Below are 16,342 nucleotides of genomic sequence, written 5' to 3'. Positions count from 1 at the left end.
CCTCACCCGCTCAAGGAACTGATCGGCGGCTGAGCGCCAACTGCACTCAAGCAGAGATGCAGGACATCTGTTCGAAAGTTGGGGACGATCGCGACCACTGCCCAGCTGTGGACGAAACCTGGCGTGCCAACCCGGCGGCCAGCAGCCGAGAAGTTCCGCAAGCAGGTGACGTCGTGGCGCCTGGTTCGCGCAACGGATGTGAGCGGGGCTTCTGTCCAACCCCCGTGCCGCCGGTGCCGGACCGGGGTCCGTTGCGCTCCGCGTCGGTGTGTCGGAGCACTGGCGTCGTGTGCCTCGCGGGTTCCGTCTGGTTCCACCTGTGGCTGATGGTCCCTCTGATGGCGCTCCTGGTGCTGCGTGCGGCGATGGCGCTGTCGCTGGCGCGAAAGGCCAGCCGTCGCCAGCCGCGCATGGCTGGCGATCACGCCGACGCTCACGTGCATTCCGACAACTGACTCGCCGGCAACGACGAACCGACACCGGGGTGCATCCGCCGGCGTCCAACCCCGAATGAACGCGCCCGTCGGCACCCTCTGCGCAACCCGCCGCCGAGCAGCACACCGGCCCGCCCTGCGTGGTCGGGACGGGCCGGTGCTCCCCCGGTGATCTACTCGGTGCTGCTGAACGCCGCGTCGAACGCCGCCTCGGGCGCATCGAACGCCAGCCGACGGACGAACTCCAGCGCCTCGGGTGCACCGACGAGCCGGTCCATCCCGGCGTCCTCCCACTCCACGGAGATCGGCCCGTCGTAGCCGATCGTGTTCAGCATCCGGAAGCACGCCTCCCACGGCACGTCGCCGTGGCCGGTGGACACGAAGTCCCAGCCGCGACGCGGGTCGGCCCACGGCAGGTGCGAGGCGAGCCGGCCGTTGCGGCCGTTGCCGACCTGCTTCTTCGCGTCCTTGCAGTCGACGTGGTAGATCCGGTCCTTGAAGTCCCACAGGAAGCCGACCGGGTCGAGGTCCTGCCACACGAAGTGGCTGGGGTCCCAGTTGAGCCCGAACGCCTCGCGGTGCCCGATCGCCTCGAGCGCGCGCACGGTCGTCCAGTAGTCGTAGGCGATCTCCGAGGGGTGCACCTCGTGGGCGAACCGGACTCCGCACTCGTCGAAGACGTCGAGGATCGGGTTCCACCGGTCGGCGAAGTCCCGGTAGCCGGCCTCGACCATCTCCTCGGTGACCGGCGGGAACATCGCGACGTACTTCCACACCGACGAGCCGGTGAAGCCGACGACCGTCTTGACCCCGAGCCGTTGGGCGGCGCGGGCGGTCATCTTCATCTCCTCGGCCGCACGCTGCCGCACACCCTCGGGGTCGCCGTCGCCCCAGATCTTCGCCGGCAGGATCGCCTGGTGCCGGGCGTCGATCGGGTCGTCGCAGACGGCCTGGCCCTTGAGGTGGTTGGAGATCGTGAACAGCTGCAGGTTGTACTTCTCGAGGATGTCGAGGCGGTCCCGGACGTAGGAGTCGTCCTCCGCGGCGCGCCAGACGTCGAGGTGGTCGCCCCAGCAGGCGATCTCGAGCCCGTCGTACCCCCACTCGGAGGCGAGCCGGGCCACCTCCTCGAACGGCAGGTCGGCCCACTGGCCGGTGAACAGGGTGATCGGTCGTGCCATGGTGTCTTCCTTCGGTTGCTCACGTCACTGGGTCGAGGCCCAGGGGCCTCGCAGCGGTCAGACAGGGACGTCCTGCCAGGCCTGCTTCTCCGAGCTGTCCTCCACTGCGCGCAGCACGCGCTGGATCTGCAGCCCGTCGGCGAACGACGGCAGCGGGTCCCTCCTCTCCGCGATCGCGGTCAGCAGGTCGGCGGCCTGGTGCACGAACCCGTGCTCGTAGCCGAGCAGGTGACCGGCAGGCCACCAGGCAGCCACATAGGGGTGCTCCGGCTCGGTGACCACGATCCGCCGGAACCCCGCGGTGGCGGCGGGCTCGGTGGCGTCGTAGAAGTGCAGCAGGTTCATGTCCTCGAAGTCGAAGGCCAGGCTGCCCTTCTCACCGTTGACCTCGATCCGGATCGCGTTCTTGCGTCCCGTCGCCATCCGGGTGGCCTCGAAGGTGGCGAACGCCCCGCCGCCGAACCGGGCCAGGAAGGCGACCGCGTCGTCCACGGTCACCTCCCCGCGACCGCTGCCGGCGACGCCGGAGAGCCCGCTGAACTCCGCGGGCGCGGGCCGCTCGGTGACGAAGGTCTGCATCATCCCGCTCACCGAGCTGATCTTGTCCCCGGTGATGAACTGGGTCAGGTCGATGATGTGCGCCCCGATGTCGCCGAGCGCACCCGACCCGGCGCGTTCCTTCTGCAGCCGCCAGGACAGAGGTACGTCGGGATCGGCGATCCAGTCCTGGAGGTACTGCGCCCGCACGTGCCGGATCGTCCCGAGCCGACCCTCCTGCACGAGCTGCCGGGCCAGCGCGATGGCGGGCACCCGACGGTAGGTGAACCCGACCATCGAGCGGACCCCGTTCGCGGCGGCTCGGTCGGCCGCCGCGGCCATCGCCTCGGCCTCCTCTACGGTGTTGGCCAGCGGCTTCTCGCACAGCACGTGCTTGCCGGCCTCCAGCGCGGCGATCGCGATCTCCGCGTGCGTGTCACCGGGGGTGCAGACGTCGACGAGGTCGACGTCGTCGCGGGTCATCAGGGCCCGCCAGTCGGTCTCCGTGCTCTCCCAGCCGAGCTTGCCGGCCGCGGCGGTCACCCGCCCCTGGTCCCGTCCGCACAGCACGCTCATCCGCGGTGTGAGCGGCAGGTCGAAGAACCGGTGCACGTTGCGCCAGGCCTGGGAGTGGGCGGCGCCCATGAAGGCGTAGCCCACCATCCCCACGCCGAGCTGGTTCGGTGTCTGGTCGTTCATGTCACGTCCTGTCCATGGGTGGTCCGTGGGTCGGTACGGCGGTCAGCCGCTGCGGCGTACGGCGGTCAGGACTGGAATGCCATGGGCAGGAAGTCGTCGACGTTGTCCTTGGTGACGACCGGGGCGTAGAGCATGATCTCGCGCGGCACCTCGACCTCGACGAGGTCACCGAGGGCCTTGCCCTGCGCCACGAGGCGGGCCAGGCGGATGCCGTCGGCGCCCTGGGTGGACGGGTAGATGACCGTGGCCTCGACCAGCGAGTCACCGGACTTGATCTCCTGCATCACGTTGGCCGAACCGGCGCCACCGACGACGAAGAACTCGTCGCGGCCGGAGTTGTCGATCGCGGCCATCACGCCGACGCCCTGGTCGTCGTCGTGGTTCCAGATCGCGTCGATCTTCGGGGCGGCCTGGAGCAGGTTCGCCGCGGCGCGCTCGCCGGACTCGACGGTGAACTCGGCTGCGACGCGGTTGTCGACGTTCAGCCCGCAGTCGGCGAGAGCGTCCTTGAAGCCCTGGCTGCGGTCCTGCGTCAGCGGCAGCGAGTCGATGCCGGCGATCTCGGCGACGACGGCGTCCTTCTTCCCGCCGAGCCGCTCGCAGATGTAGGTGCCGGCCGAGACGCCCATGCCGTAGTTGTCACCGAGGACGGTGGCGCGGGCGGCGAAGGGGCTGTCGAACTCGCGGTCGACGTTGATCACCGGGATCCCGGCCTCCATGGCCTTGATCGCCACCGGGGTCAGCGCTGCGCCGTCGAAGGGCAGCAGCACGATCGCGTCGACCTTGTCGTTGATGAAGGTCTCGACCTGGCTGATCTGCAGGTTGACGTCGTTGGTGCCCTCGGCCACGACGAGCTCGATGTCGTCGTACTTCTCGGCCTCCTCCTGGGCACGCTGGGTGATCGCGGCCATCCAGCCGTGGTCGGCGGCCGGTGCGGAGAAGCCGATGGTGACGGTCTCGCCGGTCTCGTCGTTGGAGCCGGCGGCGGCGTTCTGGTTGGTGTTGGTTTCGTTGTCGCCGGAACCCTCGGCGGTGTTGCTGGTGCAGCCCGCGGTGATGGCGCCGAGCGTGGCGAACGCCGCGACGCTGACGAGCAGCCGGCGCTTGAGCGAAGCAGAGCGGTGGTTCATCGTGACTCCTTGCTGGGTGTGTTGTTGCCTGGTGCGGGACCGCGTCCCGAGAAGCTGATGGGGAGGCGCGGGGCGCCTCAGGTCTTGGTGCTGCGATCGGCGAAGCGCTGCTGGAGCAGCACGGCGACGACGATGATCAGGCCCTTGGCCACCGACTGCGCCGAGATCGACAGGTTGTTTAGGGTGAAGACGTTCGACAGCGTGGTGAAGATCAGCACGCCCAGGACGGTGCCGCCGATCGTGCCGCGGCCACCGGAGAGCAGGGTGCCGCCGATGACGACCGCGGCGATCGCGTCGAGCTCGTAGAGCGTCCCGTGCGTCGAGGAGCCGGTCGTCGTACGCGCCATCAGCATGAGTGCGGCGATGCCGCACGCGAAGCCGACCAGCGCGTAGAGCATCGCGGTGTGCCGCTGCACCTTCACGCCGGCCAGGCGCGCGGCCTCGGGGTTGCCGCCGACGGCGAAGGTACGACGACCGAAGGTGGTCCGGTTGAGCAGCACCCAGCCGGCGATCGCGACGAGCGCGAAGATGATCACCAGCATCGGCACGCCGAGGACCGTGCCGCCGAAGAAGTCCACGAACTCGCGCACGGTGATGATCTGGGTGCGCCGGTTGGCGATGATCTCGGCCAGGCCCCGTGCCGCGGCCAGCATCGCCAGCGTCGCGATGAACGGGACCACCCGGCCGTACGCCACCAGGATCCCGTTCACCAGCCCGCAGGCGGTGCCGACCGCCAGGGCGGTGAACACCATCACGATCCAGTGGAGGTCCGCGGCCATCGTCTGGGTGGCGAGCGTGGTCGCCCACACCGACGACAGGGCGACGATCGCGCCGACGGACAGGTCGATGCCACCGCCGGTGATCACGAACGTCATCCCGACGCTGACCACGCCGATCACCGACGCCAGCCGCAGGATCGTCATCAGGTTGTCGACGCTGCCGAAACGCTCTCCGGCGGTGACGAACCCGACCGCGCTCAGGATCAGCAGAGCGAGGACGAGCCCGAGGTTGCGGCCGATGCTCGAGCTGGTGATCGCCCGCAGCGTCGAGCCCCTGGTCTGTCGCGCCGGCGGCGCGAGCGCGCTGTCACCGTCGTACACGGTGGCCTGTGACTGGGTCGAGTCCACGCTGTCCTCCTTCACACCGGACTCCCTGACATGACCAGGTCGAGCACCTGGTGCTCGTCGATGTCCTCGCTGCTTCCGCGGTGCACGATCGCGCCCTCACGGACGACGAGGACCTGGTCGGCCAGGCCGAGCACCTCCTCGACCTCGCTGGAGACCACGACCACGGCGACCCCTCGGTCGGCCAGCGAGCGCACCAGCCCGTAGATCTCGCTGCGGGCCCCGACGTCGACGCCGCGGGTCGGCTCGTCGAGCAGCAGCACGCGGCAGTCGCGCATGAGCCAGCGGGCGAGCACGACCTTCTGCTGGTTGCCGCCCGAGAGGGTGCGTGCGGCGCGGTCTACGTCGGCGGGACGTACGTCGAGCGCCTCGGTGATCTCCCTCGCGGCCGACCGTTCCTCGCCGCGGTTGAGGAACCCACCGCGGGCGAACCGGCCGAGCGAGGAGACCGTGACGTTGCGGTACACCGCCTCGTCGAGCAGCAGGCCCTGGCTCTTGCGCTCCTCCGGCGCGAGGCCGACCCCGGCGGCGACGGCCTGGTGCACCGATCCCGGCCGGAGCCGCTTGCCGTCGACCCGCACCGTGCCCGAGCCGGCCTTGCGGGCGCCGTACACCGTCTCGAGGATCTCCGAGCGGCCGGCACCGACCAGCCCGGCGAGGCCGAGGATCTCCCCGGAGCGGACGCTGAAGCTGACGTCGGAGAACACGCCGGCGAGGCCGAGGTCCTCGACCTCGAGCACGACGTCGGTGTCGGAGGGGCCGGTGCGGCGCTCGGGGAAGACGTACTCGATCGACCGGCCGGTCATCAGCCGGATCAGCTCCTGGGTCGGCGACTCGCGCGTCGACAGGCCGGTGGCGACGGTGCGGCCGTCCTTGAGGACGGTGACCCGGTCGCCGATCTGCCGGATCTCCTCGAGCCGGTGGGAGATGTAGATGACCGCGACGCCGTCGCGGCTGAGGTCGCCGATCAGCCGGAACAGGTTGTCGACCTCGCCGGAGTCGAGCACCGCGGACGGCTCGTCCATGATGATCAGCCGGGCGTCGCGGGACAGGGCCCGCGCCATGCTCACGATCTGCTTGCCGGCCGGCGAGAGCCGCCCGACCTCCCAGCCGGCCTTGATCTCGGGGTGGCCGAGGCGGCCCAGCAGCTCCTGGGCGCGTCGCCGGGCCTCCTTGGCCTGCAGCATCCCGCCGCGAGAGAGCTCGTGCCCGAGGTAGAGGTTCTCCGCCACGGTCAGCCCGTCGACGAGGTCGAGCTCCTGGTAGATCGTGGCGATCCCCAGCTTCATCGCGCTCATCGGAGTGGGCAGCGAGACCTGTTGCCCCTCCCAGACGATCTCCCCGGAGTCGGGCTGCTGCGCCCCGGACAGGGTCTTGATCAGCGTCGACTTGCCGGCGCCGTTCTGTCCGACCAGGCAGTGCACCTCACCGCGGCGCACGTCGAGGTCGACTCCCTCCAGCGCCCGGACCCCCGGGAACGTCTTGACGATGTTGCGCATCTGCAGCAGCGGGGCGGCCGACGGGTCGAGCGTCACGAGGTCCCTCCGATCGACGGGGTGGCGATGAGGCTGCCTTGCCGTGGGTCTGCGGCCTGCGGCCGGACGCCGCTGTCGTCGCGAGCGGTCCCGCTGCGCAACGCCGTGAGCGCTCCTCCGCGTGCGACCGCGTCGATACCGAGCGTCGACAGCTCGACGCGACAACCGCCGGCCTGCGGAGCGATGGCACCGGCGGTGAGCTCGTCGCGCATCGGCTCCAGAAGCCAGCGCCCCAGCGGGACGAAGTAGCCGCTGAGCACGATCACGCCGGGGTTGACCACGTTGACGAGCGCGGCTGCGCCGACGCCGAGCCAGCCGCCGACCTGGTGCAGCGCCGAGAGGGTACGCACGTCGCCGAGCTCGGCGCGCCGGTCGACCTCGGCCAGCCGGACCGTCAGCGCGGCCGCAGGGTCGTGGACCGGGTCGTCGGGGTCTGCCGCCGCGGTCAGCAGGGCGCGCAGCCCGACCTTGGTCTCCCAGCACCCGGTGCGCCCGCACCCGCATCGGTTGCCCTGCGGGTCGACCTTCAGGTGCCCGAGCTCGCCGGCGAAGCCTTCCTTGCCGTGCAGCGTCCGGCCGCCGGAGTACACCCCGCCGCCGAGCCCCACGCCACCACTGAGCACGACCAGGTCCTCACACGCAGGGCCGCGGACAGCCGCCTCCGCGACAGCGGCGAGGTTGCCTTCGTTCTCGACACAGATCGGGCCGGCCGATCCTCCAAGGCGCTCGGCGAGCATCGCCGCGAGCGGGACCTCCCGCCAGCCGAGGTTCGGCGCGGTCACCACGGTGCCGTCGGCGAGCCGGACCAGCCCGGCGACGCCCACGCAAAGCCTTGACTGGTGGGTGCCGAGCGCTCCACGCCCCTCGGTGACGAGCGCGGCGGTCCGGTCGACGACCTCGTGCGCGGAGAGCGCGCGTACGTCCGTCCACACCGTGCGGTCCTCGACGCGGCTGCCGTCCGGAGCCAGCGCTACGACGCTGAGCCGGTCGACGTCGATGGTCGCGCCGATGCCGCACGACGCGGCAGGCCCCAGGACAGCGCGGAGGGCGCTCGCACCGGCGGCTGACGCTTCGGCCATGGCGACCCGCCCCCTCTCCTGGGGTGCGCCGCCCAGCTCCCCGGGCGGCGCCCTGCTGACTGCCACCAAACTAGGTTTGACGCAAAGTTGGCGTCAACACTTTGTCCAGAAGATTTACAAAGTCGTGGCACGTCGGTCGTGCTCGTCGAGACCAATGCGCTGGTCGAGCTCGTCGAGGCCTCGGAGGTCGAGGGCTCCGCTGGTCGAGCCTGTCGAGACCCGTTGATCCGCCGAGACCCGATCAGCGCGGAGCGTCGTACACCGCGTCGCTGACCAGCCGCGCGGCACCGATCAGCCCGGCCTCCTCGCCCAGCTCGCTGAGCACGATCGGCAGGTTGCCGGTGGCCAACGGCAGCGAGCGGCGGTAGATGACGCCGCGGATCTCGGCCAGGAGCACGTGGCCCAGCGCGGTGACGCCACCGCCGATCACGATCAGGCCGGGGTTGAAGAACGACACCAGGCTGGCGAGCACCTCGCCGACCCGCCGGCCGCCGTCGCGGACCAGCTGGAGGGCAACCGCGTCCCCGCGGGTGACCGCCTGGGCGACGCCGGCGGCGGTGACGGTTCCCTCGCCCGCCTCGAGGTACTCCGCCAGCACCGCGGACCGTCCCGCCCGAGCAGCGGCCGTCGCGTCGCGCGCCAGCGCAGCACCGCCGAAGAACGCCTCGAGGCACCCGGTGTTGCCGCACGCGCACACCGGCCCGAAGTCCTCGACGCGGATGTGCCCGATGTCGCCGGCGCAGCCGTCGACCCCGCGGTAGAGCGACCCGTCGACCACGATCCCGCAACCGATGCCGGTGCCGATCTTGACGAAGAGGAAGTCCTCGGCGGACTTGGCGACACCGGAGTGCTGCTCCCCCAGCGCCATCACGTTCACGTCGTTGTCCAGCACCGCCGGGCAACCGAGCTCGCGGGAGACCGCATCACGGACCGGGTACCCGTCCCACCCCGGCATGATCGGCGGAGACACGGGGATGCCACGGTGGAAGTCGACCGGCCCCGGCACACCGATTCCGCAACCGGACGGCTTGGTGACGCCCTGCTCGGCGAGCAGCTTGCGCGCGAGCTCCAACGCCGTCGCGAGCACCTTCTCCGGTCCGGTGCGCACATCGCAGTCCTCGGTGTGCATGGTGAGTACGCCGAGCCGGCCGTCGGTGATCGCTACCGACACCGACGTCGCTCCGATCGAGATGCCGACGAAGCGGATCGTCGGCGACAGGTCGACGAGGGTGGAGCGCCGGCCACCACGGGAGGCGGCCTGCCCGATCTCCGCCGCCAGCCCTAGCTCGGTCAGGCGGGAGACCTCGGCGGCGATCGTCGTACGTGAGACCGCGAGCCTGTCAGCGAGCTGAGCTCGCGAGAGCGAGCCCTCGTCACGCAGGTGGGCCAGGATCCTTGCCTGCATCCGGTTCTCGGCCCGACCCGCCAGCGACTGTGCCATGGCTCGCATCCTCCCACGGAGGTGCCGCAAGCGTTCTTGGATGGCGACGAGAAGTGCGGCGTTCTTGCGCCGCTGCGCGCTCAGCGCAGCGGGTCGAACGGCACCAGCTCCGCCGGCGTGACACCGCTGACGATCCGGTCGGCCAGCAGCCTGCCGGTCACCGGGCCGAGGGCGATCCCCCACATACCGTGCCCGCCGGCGACGAACACCCGTGAGGACGTGGTCGCGCCGATCAGCGGCAGCCCGTCGGTGGTGACCGGCCGAGACCCGACCCACTCATCGGTGCGGCGGTCGAGGTCCACACCGTCGAGCAGCGGACGAACGGCGTTGACGATGGCAGTGATCCGTCGCCGGTCGAGCGGGTCGTCGGGACCCCGGAACTCCATCATCCCGGCGACGCGCAGGCGAGGCCCGTCGACGGTGTCCAGCGGCGTGCACGCCACCCGTTGCACCGGGAAGTACACCGGCCCGGCCGGGAGGCGCTCCCCGTCGACGGTGAAGCTGTAGCCACGACCTGCCTGGACCGTCCGCCGTACCCCGAGCCGGCGGGCCAGCCGGCCCAGCCACGCGCCGTTCGCCACCACGACGGCGTCGAAGGTGCGGGCCGCACCGCCGGCGTCCTCGACCCGGACCTGGTCAGCGATCTGCGAGACGCCCCGGATCGTCGTCCCCTCGATGAGCTCGCCGCCGCGGTCGTACACCGCCGTCGCCAGCGCGTCGACGAACGCAGGCGGGTTCAGGTACCGCTGCCCCTCCAGCCGGATCACCGACGCGACAGCCTCCGACAGCGTCGGCTCGATCTGCCGTGCCTCCGTGCCGGTCATGAGCGAGTACTTCACCTCCTGCCCGGCCGCCTCGATGCCGCGCAGTTCGTCGAGCAGCACCGCCCGGTCCTGGTCGCTGCGGAACGCCGCCAGGAACGGGTCTGCCGAGGTGGTGCGCGCCTCGACACCACCGTCGACGAGCTGGTCAAAGGCATCCAACGCGATCCGGTTCAGCGGTGCGTAGGCCCGCATCCCGAGACCCCAGCGGCGGTGCGTGCTGTGCCGGGCGAACCCGGTCACGAACCTGAGCAGCCCCGGGTCGGGTCGCATCGGGACGTAGACCGGCGAGGCCGGGTCGAGCACCGCCCGCACGCCGTACCTGAGCACAGCCGGCTCCGGCAGCGGCGCAGTGAGCGCGGGCGTCAGCCAGCCGGCGTTCCCCCAGGAGGAGCCGGCTCCTGGGTGACGGCGGTCGTAGACGGTGACGTGCACGCCACGCTCCTGAAGGAACCATGCCGTGGTGAGGCCGACCATGCCGGCCCCGACGACGGCCACACGCTGGTGCATCGTCATCTCCCTCTCTGGACGCATCGGGTGCAGGTCGTCGCCCACGGAAGCAGCCGGAGGCGTTCGGTGACGATCTCCGCGCCGCAGTCGGCGCAGGTGCCGTAGCTCCCCTCGTCGAGCCGGAGCAAGGCCAGGTTCACGTCCTCGAGGATCCGTTCGACGCTGGCGCGGTGTGCAGTGACGACCGGGTCGAGGGACGCGGCGGGCAGAGCTTCCAGCTGCTGGCGTCGTACCTCCGCCACGCGACGGAGGTAACCGGACACGGCGTCCGGGTCGGAGATCTCGAGTCGGGAGCTGTCGGGCAGGTGGTCGGGCGCGACGACGCGGTCGGCGCGTTCGTCGGGTGTGGCAAAAGTGGTCATGGTCAGTCCTTGGGAAGCGCTGAGCGAGCACCCTGAACAGGGCGGGCACGGGCTGCCCCAATCGGGCGTCCCGTCGTCACTGGCTGGAGATCAGGACGTGACCGGCGGAGCGCGGTCGACGCTGCGGCGCAGTACGTCGAGTCCGCGGATGCCGCGGGCCTCGCGCGCCAGCTCGATGGCGAGCAGTACGGCGCCCGACGGCACGTGGGAGGGCATGACGGAACGGCTCGTCGACAGCGACGCGATGAGCACGGTTCCCTCCATGAGCCGGACCATAGCACCGGAAGCCTCCGGGCTGTCCTGTCCCGGAATCGTGTGTATCTCCCGCACACAACGAGGGTCGCATGGCAAGCTCGCCATGTGGCTGAGTCGGCTGACGGGGGCGCTCTTGCTTGAAGGCATCTACGAGTCTCTGATCACGCGCGAGCTCGAAGCCCGTCTCGAACGCGCGACTCACCTTCAAGCTTTGGTCGGTGATGTCGATCCGGCCGACCAACCCCATGTACTGTCCCGCCACGTCGCGGCCGAGCTGATCCGCGTGCTGGAGGCCACCAAGGACGAGGGCAGACGGCTCCAGCTGGTCAACGACCTGCTTTCAGCCATCACGCAGCCAGACCCTCCCGTTGTGCACGACGCGCGCCAGCTGCTCGCACTCTCCCGCCCGGCCGGTCCAGGGCAGGAGAACCGTCGTCTCATCCGCCCGAGCACTCCCCTGTCCGAGGCGGCACTCCTCACCAACGCCCACGACGAGCCCTCGCTCGGGGCCGAGCTCCGCGCCGAGCTGGAAAGCGCCGACCGGGTGGACCTGCTCCTGGCGTTCGTGAAGTGGCATGGCCTTCGCGTTCTCGAACCAGAGCTGCGGCGCCTCCGCGAGCGTGGTGCGCCACTGCGCGTCATCACCACGACCTACATGGGAGCGACCGAACGCAAGGCCCTCGACCGCCTGGTCGAGGAGTTCGGCGCCCAGGTCGTCGTGCAGTACGACGCGCTGCGGACTCGGCTGCACGCCAAGGCGTGGCTGTTTCACCGCGACACCGGCTTCAACACGGCGTACGTCGGCTCCTCCAACCTGTCACGGGCAGCGCTCCTGGACGGTGTCGAGTGGAACGTCCGGCTGTCCAAGGTCGCGACGCCCAGCCTGATCGAGAAGTTCCAGGCCACCTTCAACACGTACTGGAACGACGCGACGTTCGAGCGCTATCTCCCCGAACGCGACCGGGACCGCCTCGACGACGCCCTCGCCGAAGCATCCGGCCACAAGACGCACGACCGCGTGACCATCACACTGTCTGGGCTCGAAGTCCGTCCCTACCGCTACCAGGAGGAGATGCTCGAGGCCCTCACTGCCGAGCGCGAGGTGCACGACCGGCACCGCAACCTCCTGGTCGCCGCGACCGGCACCGGCAAGACGGTGGTCGCCGCCCTCGACTACCGCCAGCTGTGCGGCTCGAGTCTGGACCGGCCATCACTGCTGTTCGTCGCACATCGCAGCGAGATCCTCGAGCAGTCACGGCGCACCTATCGCGAGGTTCTGGCCGACGGCAGCTTCGGCGAGCTCTACGTCGGTGGTGCCCGGCCGGAGCGCTGGAAGCACGTGTTCGCCAGTGTCCAGTCGCTCACCTCCTACGGCGTCACGAACATCCCGCCTGACTCCTACGACATCGTCGTCATCGACGAGTTCCACCACGCCGAGGCATCGACGTACCGCCGCCTCCTCGATCATCTGCAACCGCGGGAACTGCTCGGTCTGACCGCCACGCCTGAACGCACCGACGGCGTGGACGTCCGGCAGTTCTTCGGCGGGAGGACGGCTGCTGAGCTTCGGCTCTGGGACGCCCTCGGCGCCGACCTGCTCTCGCCGTTCCACTACTTCGGCATCGCCGACGGCACCGACCTGAGTCAGGTCGAATGGAAGCGCGGCCGCTACGACGAGAGCGAGCTGTCGAACGTCTACACCGGCAACCGTGCCCGTGCCGCGATCATCCTCAAGGAACTGCGCGACAAGGTCGTCGACCTCTCCGGCATGCGCGGGCTCGGCTTCTGTGTCGGAGTCGCCCACGCCGAGTACATGGCTCAGGTCTTCACCGAAGCCGGCATCGCCGCACGGGCCGTGAGCGGCGACACTCCTTCCGAGGCACGACGTCAGGCCCTGGCCGACCTGCGCGAGCGGCGAGTGAACATCCTGTTCGCAGCGGACCTGTTCAACGAGGGCCTGGACCTGCCGGACGTCGACACGGTGCTGTTCCTGCGCCCAACCGAGAGCGCGACCATTTTCCTGCAGCAGTTGGGGCGTGGGCTCCGGCGCTCGCAGGACAAGGCGGTGCTCACAGCCCTGGACTTCGTCGGCCACCACCGCAAGGAGTTCCGGTTCGACACCCGCTACCGGGCGCTGACCGGGGCGACCCGCAAGGAGCTGGAGCGCCAGGTCGAGCGTGGCTTCCCGTTCCTGCCCTCGGGTTCGCAGATCGTGCTCGATGAGCAGACGCAAGCCACGGTCTTGGCCAACATCCGCTCGCAGGTCACCAGCCGGTGGTCGCAGATCGTCGCGGAGCTCCGCTCGTACGGCGACCATGATCTCGCGTCCTTCCTCGACGAGAGCGGCGTCGAGCTGTCCGACGTACTCCGCGGTGACCGCAGCTGGACTCGCCTGCGCCGGGATGCCGGCCTGTCCACACGGGGCGGCGGTCCGCACGAGGTCCAGCTGCTCAAACGCGTGCGCGCGCTGGCACATGTGGACGATGCCGACCGCGCTGCGGCGTACTCCCGGCTCCTGGCAGACGACGCTCCTGCCTACGCCGAGCTGAGCAGGCAGGAGCAGTACTTCGCGCGCATGCTGTTCTTCTCGCTCTGGCCCGACGGCGGTGACTTCGAGTCGTACGACGCCGGCATCGCCGCCCTGCGCGAGGAGCCCGCGGCACGCGATGAGCTGCTGACCATCGTCGAGCTGGGCTTCGAGCGGACGCGACACACTGCAAGGTCGCTCACCGGGGCGTTGGGCGGGATGCCCCTCGGCATCCACGCACGCTATCAGCGTGAGGAGATCCTGGCCGCGCTCGACTATGCCCACCTGAAGCGGGTGCCCAAGAGCTTCCAGGCCGGGGTCGTCTTCTCGGAACCATGGCAGACCGATGCGTTCTTCGTGACGCTGAAGAAGTCTGAGGCCGACTACTCCCCCACGACGATGTACCGCGACTACGCGATCAGCCCCGACCTCTTCCACTGGGAGTCGCAGTCGACCACGTCGGTGGCGTCAGCGACGGGGCAGCGCTACCTCAACCACGCCTCCCGTGGCAGCCATGTCCTGCTGTTCACTCGGCAGCAGCGCGTCGACGAGCTCGGCACGGCGCCGTACACCTTCCTCGGACCGGCGTCGTACGTGTCGCACACGGGCGATCGCCCCATCGCGATCACCTGGAAGCTCGCTCATCCCATGCCATCGGACGTGTATCTCGCCGCGTCGGTGGTCGCGAGCTGATCCGACTCCCGCACCGAGGACTGTGCGTCGACCACCGGCGATCCGCGCCTCACGCGCGGAAAAGTCACCTGTGATCGAGCTCGGCTTCGGGGTCGGCACTCACCCGAGCTTGATGCCGCCATGCCGATTCCACGGCGTCCTCGACAGCGCCATCATCCCCGGCGTCCAGATCGGCGCAGATCATCATGTGCTTCTTGAAACGCGAGGGCACCGAGAAAACGTCGGGATGCTGTTGGAGGAGTGCGTCGCGAACATCAAAAGGCACGCGCACCACCACGTGCGTCGCATCCAGCTCACGGGCAACCAGGCGGCCCTGATACTGCCAGCGAGCAAGGCCGCCCGCAGACGTGCGTCGCACACCCTCGAACGAAGTCGCAAGGTGGTCGAACGTCTTCATGTCCACGTTCGGCAGTGTCGCACGCGTGCCCTCCCTCAGGAGTAGGCGCGACCTGCACTTCGGCGGCGAGACGCGCATCGGATCGGCATGCGTACATCGCGCCCCCCCGGGAGCGACGCGGTTCGCGCGGCAGGCTGGTACACCGAGCCCGGGCGGCTTCGACAAGTGATGGAGAGTAGGTCAGTTCTTGTTGTGGCCCAGGGAGCGGGCATGGAGCACGTCCTTCCAGTAGGACTCGCGCTCCAAGACGTGACCGTCGTCGGTACGCATTGACCAGTACTCGAGCAGGGCGAACCGCATGTTGCTCCTGTAGTTCTCCTCCCCCTTCTCCTCGAGCAGTGCCTGCAGCCCGACGTTGCCGCCGTGCAGTGTGGCCGCGTACGTCGTCCAGCGTTGCCAGATGCCGGTGTCGCCATACGCCGACCCGACGTAGCGGCGCCCGGTCTCCTTGTCGTGGATGACGTAGACGCCCTTCATGCTCTCCAAGGCGATCCGCCAGTCGGCCCGAGCCTGACTGACCACCGCCTGAAGGTCGGCGAGGCTGTGGTTGATCCGATCGTGTCCGGGGAACGGGTCACCGGCGAACGGCTCCTCGAGGATCGACGAGACCGTCATCGCGGGCAGCACAGACTCCATCGTTCGGCGAATGTTCCGACCGGACCTCTGGTGACGGATCCACAGGCGGCGGATGAACGGGCCCATCAGATCCTCGCGCAGCGCCACGGTGTACGAGTGCGCCTGCTGCGCGGGCCTGCGCTCCAGGACCTCCCAGATCCCGCCGAAGAGCCAGAGCGTCGCGTCGTGCTTGTCCTGAGCGACCGAGAAGATGAACTCCCGATTGAAGTCGTCCTTCACACTGCGCCACGAGTTCCAGCCCTGCCACTCCGCCTGGTTGCTCGCGAGCACGTCAATCGGATGCTTGATCTGATTCCAGACGGCGAAGTGGACCTTGTAGTGCTTGGGGTCGAACCCCTCAGGGAGCAGAGCGGTCAGCGGGATGGCCTCCATGGGTTTCTCCTATGTCAAGCCGCTGCCGTGAGGCAAGTCGCGGCGCGGGCTTGGTGGTCGGTGTGGAGATGGTGGAAGACGATGCGGGACAGGCGGCGTTTCAGGGCTCGGAGGGCCTCGGGGGTGGAATCGCCGGCGGCGATGCGTTTGCGGTAGCACTCGCGACCGAGGCCCTCAAGGCGGATCTGGGTGACCGCGATCCGATGCAGAGCGGCGTTGAGCTGCCGGTTGCCGGATCTGGTGTGGCGGACCCGGCCGGCTGTGTTGCCCGACCAGACCGGGATCGGCGCGACGCCGGCGTGCCGGGCGAACGCGGCCTCGGAACGGAACCGGGTGATCCCGGCGGCCTCACCGACCAGCTTGGCCGCGGTCAACGCGCCGCAGCCGGGCATGGCCAGCAGCACCGGCGCCACCTCCTTGACCCGGGCGGTGATCCGCCGCTCCAGCGCGTTGATCGCCACGGTGGAGCGGGTGATGTCGGCCAGGATGTCGCGGGCGATCTCGGCGACCAGCCCGTGCTCGGTGGCCAGCCACTCCGCGAGCGCGTCGATCGGGTCGGACTTGCCCCGGGTGCGTGCCGATGCGCGGGTCTGGGCCATCAGCTTCGGT

14 protein-coding genes are annotated in these 16,342 nt (G+C 69.7%); 1 reads left to right on the top strand and 13 read right to left on the bottom strand.

Annotated features, from left to right (window positions below; translation table 11 throughout):
- Positions 1-607 precede the first annotated feature (607 nt).
- The 10 genes from ACYVIH_RS15170 to ACYVIH_RS15125 all read right to left on the bottom strand — a co-directional run bounded on the left by ACYVIH_RS15170 (position 608) and on the right by ACYVIH_RS15125 (position 11,117).
- Positions 608-1,615 (bottom strand): sugar phosphate isomerase/epimerase family protein, encoded by a 1,008-nt coding sequence (locus ACYVIH_RS15170; protein WP_460870305.1) that lies wholly within the window; start codon positions 1,613-1,615, stop codon positions 608-610.
- 57 nt (positions 1,616-1,672) lie between these two features.
- Entirely contained in the window at positions 1,673-2,851 is a 1,179-nt protein-coding gene (locus tag ACYVIH_RS15165) for a Gfo/Idh/MocA family protein (RefSeq protein WP_460870304.1), read from the bottom strand.
- Positions 2,852-2,916: 65 nt separating this feature from the next.
- Positions 2,917-3,981, bottom strand: coding sequence for a substrate-binding domain-containing protein (locus ACYVIH_RS15160; protein WP_460870303.1), 1,065 nt, complete (start codon positions 3,979-3,981; stop codon positions 2,917-2,919).
- A gap of 77 nt (positions 3,982-4,058) precedes the next feature.
- Positions 4,059-5,108: an ABC transporter permease gene (locus ACYVIH_RS15155; protein WP_460870302.1), complete on the bottom strand. Its 1,050-nt coding sequence runs from the start codon at positions 5,106-5,108 to the stop codon at positions 4,059-4,061.
- Between the two features lie 11 nt (positions 5,109-5,119).
- Positions 5,120-6,640, bottom strand: a complete 1,521-nt coding sequence (locus tag ACYVIH_RS15150; protein ID WP_460870301.1) for a sugar ABC transporter ATP-binding protein — start codon at positions 6,638-6,640, stop codon at positions 5,120-5,122.
- Complete coding sequence (locus tag ACYVIH_RS15145) at positions 6,637-7,719, bottom strand: ROK family protein (protein WP_460870300.1); 1,083 nt, start codon at positions 7,717-7,719, stop codon at positions 6,637-6,639. The genes ACYVIH_RS15150 and ACYVIH_RS15145 overlap by 4 nt, the downstream gene beginning before the upstream one ends.
- A 241-nt stretch (positions 7,720-7,960) precedes the next feature.
- A complete protein-coding gene (locus ACYVIH_RS15140; protein WP_460870299.1) occupies positions 7,961-9,160 on the bottom strand; it encodes an ROK family transcriptional regulator in 1,200 nt (399 codons plus the stop codon).
- A gap of 80 nt (positions 9,161-9,240) precedes the next feature.
- Positions 9,241-10,491: an NAD(P)/FAD-dependent oxidoreductase gene (locus ACYVIH_RS15135; RefSeq protein ID WP_460870298.1), complete on the bottom strand. Its 1,251-nt coding sequence runs from the start codon at positions 10,489-10,491 to the stop codon at positions 9,241-9,243.
- A 2-nt stretch (positions 10,492-10,493) separates the two neighbouring features.
- Positions 10,494-10,853, bottom strand: coding sequence for a TraR/DksA family transcriptional regulator (locus ACYVIH_RS15130; protein WP_460870297.1), 360 nt, complete (start codon positions 10,851-10,853; stop codon positions 10,494-10,496).
- A gap of 90 nt (positions 10,854-10,943) precedes the next feature.
- Positions 10,944-11,117: a hypothetical protein gene (locus tag ACYVIH_RS15125; protein ID WP_460870296.1), complete on the bottom strand. Its 174-nt coding sequence runs from the start codon at positions 11,115-11,117 to the stop codon at positions 10,944-10,946.
- A gap of 94 nt (positions 11,118-11,211) precedes the next feature.
- Here ACYVIH_RS15125 and ACYVIH_RS15120 point away from each other — a divergent pair, with 94 nt between their 5' ends.
- Positions 11,212-14,328 carry a DUF3427 domain-containing protein gene (locus ACYVIH_RS15120; RefSeq protein WP_460870295.1) on the top strand — a complete coding sequence of 1,039 codons (3,117 nt, stop codon included), beginning with the start codon at positions 11,212-11,214 and terminating at the stop codon, positions 14,326-14,328.
- A 64-nt stretch (positions 14,329-14,392) separates the two neighbouring features.
- On the opposite strand, the gene ACYVIH_RS15115 is transcribed toward ACYVIH_RS15120, so the two are convergent.
- The 3 genes from ACYVIH_RS15115 to ACYVIH_RS15105 form a co-directional block, all read right to left on the bottom strand.
- Positions 14,393-14,731, bottom strand: coding sequence for a hypothetical protein (locus ACYVIH_RS15115; RefSeq protein ID WP_460870294.1), 339 nt, complete (start codon positions 14,729-14,731; stop codon positions 14,393-14,395).
- Between the two features lie 174 nt (positions 14,732-14,905).
- The gene (locus tag ACYVIH_RS15110; RefSeq protein ID WP_460870293.1) at positions 14,906-15,733 is read right to left on the bottom strand and encodes a GIY-YIG nuclease family protein; all 828 of its coding nucleotides are present in this window, start codon (positions 15,731-15,733) and stop codon (positions 14,906-14,908) included.
- A gap of 14 nt (positions 15,734-15,747) precedes the next feature.
- On the bottom strand, positions 15,748-16,342 hold a 595-nt coding region (locus tag ACYVIH_RS15105), incomplete at its 5' end, for a transposase (protein ID WP_460870292.1).

This window comes from Nocardioides pakistanensis, assembly GCF_054781215.1.
This window is presented reverse-complemented; position numbering and strand designations above follow the sequence as displayed.

Bases quoted from the DNA above. Each gene is read 5' to 3' on its own strand.
- ACYVIH_RS15170 (WP_460870305.1), bottom strand. From the start codon at position 1,615: ATGGCACGACCGATCACCCTGTTCACCGGCCAGTGGGCCGACCTGCCG.
- ACYVIH_RS15165 (WP_460870304.1), bottom strand. From the start codon at position 2,851: ATGAACGACCAGACACCGAACCAGCTCGGCGTGGGGATGGTGGGCTAC.
- ACYVIH_RS15160 (WP_460870303.1), bottom strand. From the start codon at position 3,981: ATGAACCACCGCTCTGCTTCGCTCAAGCGCCGGCTGCTCGTCAGCGTC.
- ACYVIH_RS15145 (WP_460870300.1), bottom strand. From the start codon at position 7,719: ATGGCCGAAGCGTCAGCCGCCGGTGCGAGCGCCCTCCGCGCTGTCCTG.
- ACYVIH_RS15140 (WP_460870299.1), bottom strand. From the start codon at position 9,160: ATGGCACAGTCGCTGGCGGGTCGGGCCGAGAACCGGATGCAGGCAAGG.
- ACYVIH_RS15135 (WP_460870298.1), bottom strand. From the start codon at position 10,491: ATGCACCAGCGTGTGGCCGTCGTCGGGGCCGGCATGGTCGGCCTCACC.
- ACYVIH_RS15130 (WP_460870297.1), bottom strand. From the start codon at position 10,853: ATGACCACTTTTGCCACACCCGACGAACGCGCCGACCGCGTCGTCGCG.
- ACYVIH_RS15125 (WP_460870296.1), bottom strand. From the start codon at position 11,117: ATGGAGGGAACCGTGCTCATCGCGTCGCTGTCGACGAGCCGTTCCGTC.
- ACYVIH_RS15120 (WP_460870295.1), top strand. From the start codon at position 11,212: ATGTGGCTGAGTCGGCTGACGGGGGCGCTCTTGCTTGAAGGCATCTAC.
- ACYVIH_RS15110 (WP_460870293.1), bottom strand. From the start codon at position 15,733: ATGGAGGCCATCCCGCTGACCGCTCTGCTCCCTGAGGGGTTCGACCCC.